The 3,835-nt window shown below is 73.2% G+C and carries 4 protein-coding genes; 2 read left to right on the plus strand and 2 right to left on the minus strand.

The annotated features are described in order from the left end of the window. The coding region (locus B9S58_RS01620) for a tetratricopeptide repeat protein (RefSeq protein ID WP_103530370.1) at positions 1-1,431 on the minus strand (1,431 nt) is incomplete at its 3' end. Positions 1,432-1,528: 97 nt separating this feature from the next. Between B9S58_RS01620 and B9S58_RS01625 the strand changes: the two genes are divergently transcribed. Beyond that, positions 1,529-2,896, plus strand: a complete 1,368-nt coding sequence (locus B9S58_RS01625) for an FAD-binding oxidoreductase (protein WP_103530368.1) — start codon at positions 1,529-1,531, stop codon at positions 2,894-2,896. Positions 2,897-2,918: 22 nt separating this feature from the next. Here the strand turns inward: B9S58_RS01625 and B9S58_RS01630 are convergent, their stop codons facing one another. Then, entirely contained in the window at positions 2,919-3,401 is a 483-nt protein-coding gene (locus tag B9S58_RS01630; protein WP_103530369.1) for an SsgA family sporulation/cell division regulator, read from the minus strand. Between the two features lie 246 nt (positions 3,402-3,647). On the opposite strand from B9S58_RS01630, the gene B9S58_RS01635 reads away from it, so the two are divergent. Beyond that, a partial coding sequence (locus B9S58_RS01635) for a DUF2510 domain-containing protein (RefSeq protein WP_146063441.1) occupies positions 3,648-3,835 on the plus strand: 188 nt, incomplete at its 3' end.

Genomic DNA, 3,835 nt, shown 5'->3' on the forward strand with positions numbered 1-3,835 from the left:
CCGGGCCAGCGGCGCGGCGAGCGGCGAGAACGCCGGGTTGGTGCGCACGGCCTCCTCCAGATGGCGGCGCGCCGGACCGTAGTCCGCCAGCTCCCGCTGGATCACGCCCAGGTGGTACGCGTACGACGCGTTCCGCACGCCCGTGCCGACGGCCCGCTCCGCGTACCCCAACCCCTCCTCGGACCTGCCCGCCCGGTGCAGCGCCCAGCCCAGCGCGTCCGCCACCGCCGCACTGCGGTGCTGCTTCGCCCACTGGCCCCGCAGCAGCTCCACCGCCTCGTCCGGGTCCCCGTGGTCGGCCTCGAAGCGGGCCAGCACCACGGACTCGTCGGCCCCGTCCTTCTTCGCCGCCGCCACCATCTCCCGCAGCTTCGCGTACTGGGTGCGGGCGTCCCCGTCCAGCCCCAGCGACTCGTACAGCTCGCCCAGCTCCAGCGCGTACTCCGGGCGCGGGAACTTCTCCAGCGCGCTCTGGTACGCGGCCAGCGCCTCAGCCGTGCGGTCCAGCGCCACCAGGGCCCGGGCCCGGCCCGCCAGCGAGGCGAGCTGACCGGCGTCCGTGCGCAGCGCCGCGTCGAACTGCGCCACCGCCTCCTCCGGTTCGCCCCGCTCCCAGGCCAGCTCGCCGAGCCGGTGCAGCGCCTCGGCCTTCTCCGCGGGCTGCGTCGCCCGGTCGGCCGCCTCCCGGGCGGTGGCCAGCGCGTCCTCGCGCCAGCCCTGGCCCCGGTACAGCTCGGCGGTGCGGGCCAGCGCCGGAACCCCCTGGCGCAGCTCGCCGAACTTCTCCGTCGCCGCGGTCGCCGCCTTCCGGTCGCCGAGCCCGGTGTACGCGTCGATGAGGACCGGGTACACGTTCCAGGCCTTCGGCTGCTGCTTCCTCACCGTCTCGCCCCACCGCTTCGCCGCGAGGAAGTCGTGCCGGGCGTTGGCCAGGGCCGCCAGGCCCACCCACGCCTCCCCGTTGCCGTTCTCGCCCGGCCGCGCGTCCAGCGAACGCTTCAGGGCCTGTTCGGCGCGGGCGTAGTACGCCGTGTCCGCCGAGCGCCGCGCCCACTCCACGTACGCCGTGCCGAGCGTCGCCAGGGACGGGGCGTCGGCCGGATGGGACTCCACCCACTTCTGCCGGTCCCCGATCAGCGCGGTGAGGTCCGAGAGCGAGGCGGGGGAGCCCGCGGCCGTCGCCGCCTCGGCCCGCTCGACCGGCCCCGGCTCCCTCGGCGTGTCCTCTCCGCCCTCCACCGCCACCAGCGCCCCGGCCAGCAGCACCCCGGCGGCGACCGCGCCGACCGCGGCCCGGCGCAGCGTCGTCCGCAGGGTGGGAGGCGGCGGGGGTACGGCGGTGGCGCCTTCGGTGGGAGGCACGTAGGGGTCCTGCGGGGACGGCTCGGGCGGCTGGCGGGACTCCGGATCCTGCTGCGGCATGACATCCATGGCCATCACTGTGCGCCAGTCATACGAGCACACCGCGCCTTGGGATCGCCGCCGCCCACGGGTTCACACCTTTGGCCCCGGGTGTCACGCTTGGATCATGAGCGATCTCCTCGAACGGCTGCGCGCGGGACTGCCTCCCGAGGCGCTGATCACGGATCCGGACGTCACCACGTCCTACGCCCACGACATGGCGGGCTTCTGCGAGGCCGGCACCCCGGCCGTCGTCGTGCTCCCGCGCACGGTCGAGCAGGTCCAGCACGTCATGCGCACCGCCACCGCGCTGCGCGTCCCGGTCGTCCCGCAGGGCGCCCGTACCGGCCTGTCCGGCGCGGCCAACGCCTCGGACGGCTGCATCGTGCTGTCCCTGGTGAAGATGGACCGGATCCTGGAGATCAGCCCGGTCGACCGGATCGCCGTCGTCGAACCGGGTGTCGTCAACGCGGTGCTGTCACGCGCGGTGAACGAACACGGTCTGTACTACCCGCCGGACCCCTCCAGCTGGGAGACGTGCACCATCGGCGGCAACATCGGCACCGCGTCCGGCGGCCTGTGCTGTGTGAAGTACGGGGTCACCGCCGAGTACGTCCTCGGTCTGGACGTCGTCCTCGCCGACGGGCGGCTCCTGACCACCGGCCGCCGCACCGCCAAGGGCGTCGCCGGATACGACCTGACCCGGCTCCTCGTCGGCTCCGAGGGCAGCCTCGGGATCGTCGTCAAGGCCGTCCTCGCGCTCAAACCGCAGCCGCCCCAGCAGCTCGTCCTCGCCGCCGAGTTCCCCTCGGCAGCCGCTGCCTGTGACGCTGTGTGCCGGATCATGGAGCGCGGTCACACGCCGTCACTCCTCGAACTGATGGACCGTACGACCGTGCGTGCCGTCAACGCGCTGGCCGCCATGGGCCTGCCCGAGACCACCGAAGCCCTGCTCCTCTGCGCCTTCGACACCCCCGACCCGGGGGCCGATCTCGCCGCCGTCGGAGAGCTCTGCACCGCCGCCGGGGCCACCGAGGTGGTCCCGGCCGACAACCCGGCCGAGTCCGAACTCCTCCTCCAGGCCCGCCGGATGTCCCTCACCGCGCTGGAGGCCGTCAAGCCCGCCACGATGATCGACGACGTGTGCGTACCGCGCTCCCGGCTCGGCGCGATGCTCGCGGGCACGGCGGCCATCGCCGAGGAGTACGACCTCACCATCGGCGTCTGCGCCCACGCGGGCGACGGCAACACCCACCCCGTCGTCTGCTTCGACCACCACGACCCCGACGAGTCCCGCCGGGCCCGCGAGTCCTTCGACGCCATCATGGCGCTCGGTCTGGAGCTCGGCGGAACCATCACCGGTGAACACGGCGTCGGCGTCCTCAAGAAGGAGTGGCTCGCCCGCGAACTGGGCGAGACGGGCATCGAACTCCAGCGCTCCATCAAGGCCGCCTTCGACCCCCTCGGCCTCCTCAACCCCGGCAAACTCTTCTGACGGCTCCCCCGTTCGGCCTCTCTCACACCTCACCGTCCTGGGACGGCAACTCGTCCGCCGACCACGGGTCGCCCAGCCACAGGTCGTCGGCCGGCAGCGGGGCCAGCAGCTCCGCCAGCGCCTCGTCGATGCCGAGCCGGTCGCTCTCGGCGCCCGGCGGCACCACCCGCAGGGTCCGTTCCACCCAGGCGGCCACGGCGGCCGAGGACACTTCGAGCAGGGCGTTGCCGTCGGGGGAGGTGAGGGCCACGCAGATGACGCTGCGGCCCGCGACCTTCGTCGGCCAGATCCGTACGTCCCCGTGCCCGCACGGCCGGAACACGCCCTCCACCAGCAGCTCCCGGGCGAACGTCCAGTGCACGGGCGACTCGGAGCCGATGTGGAAGGCGATGTGCACCGCGTACGGGTCGTCCGTGCGGTACGTCAGCCGGGCGGGTACCGGGATGGACCGCTCGGGGGACAGGACGAGACGCAGCTCCAGCTCACGTTCCACGATGTTCATCATGAGAATGCACAACCTTCCGGTGCTCGTGGGCCGGTCCTGTGACCGTCCCGCACAAGGAGAGAGCGCCCTCCCCGCCACCTATTACGCGATTTCTCAAAAAAACTTCGGGCCGTCCCGAAAGTGGTCCCAAACAGGTGGACCGGCCCGGGGGCGGGCGGCTGTCTGATAGATGTGGACCCTTGTATTGAGGCCGCCCGCCGCACCGCGGGGACGGCCTGAGGCCTCGAAGAGATACGGGATCCGCTGATGAGCGCGCCAACTCCGGCACCCGGTGACGAAAGCCCCCGCGAGGGCTACTACCCCGACCCCTCCATCCCCGGCTATGTCCGGTACTGGAACGGCGCGTCCTGGGTCCCCGGTACGAGCCGCCCCGCGCCCCCGCAGGCGGGCCCGGCCGCTGCCTCTGCCGCGGCCCCCGCCGCCGGTGCGCGGAC

This window comes from Streptomyces sp. SM11 (assembly GCF_002910905.1).
In the GTDB taxonomy this organism is placed as follows: domain Bacteria; phylum Actinomycetota; class Actinomycetes; order Streptomycetales; family Streptomycetaceae; genus Streptomyces.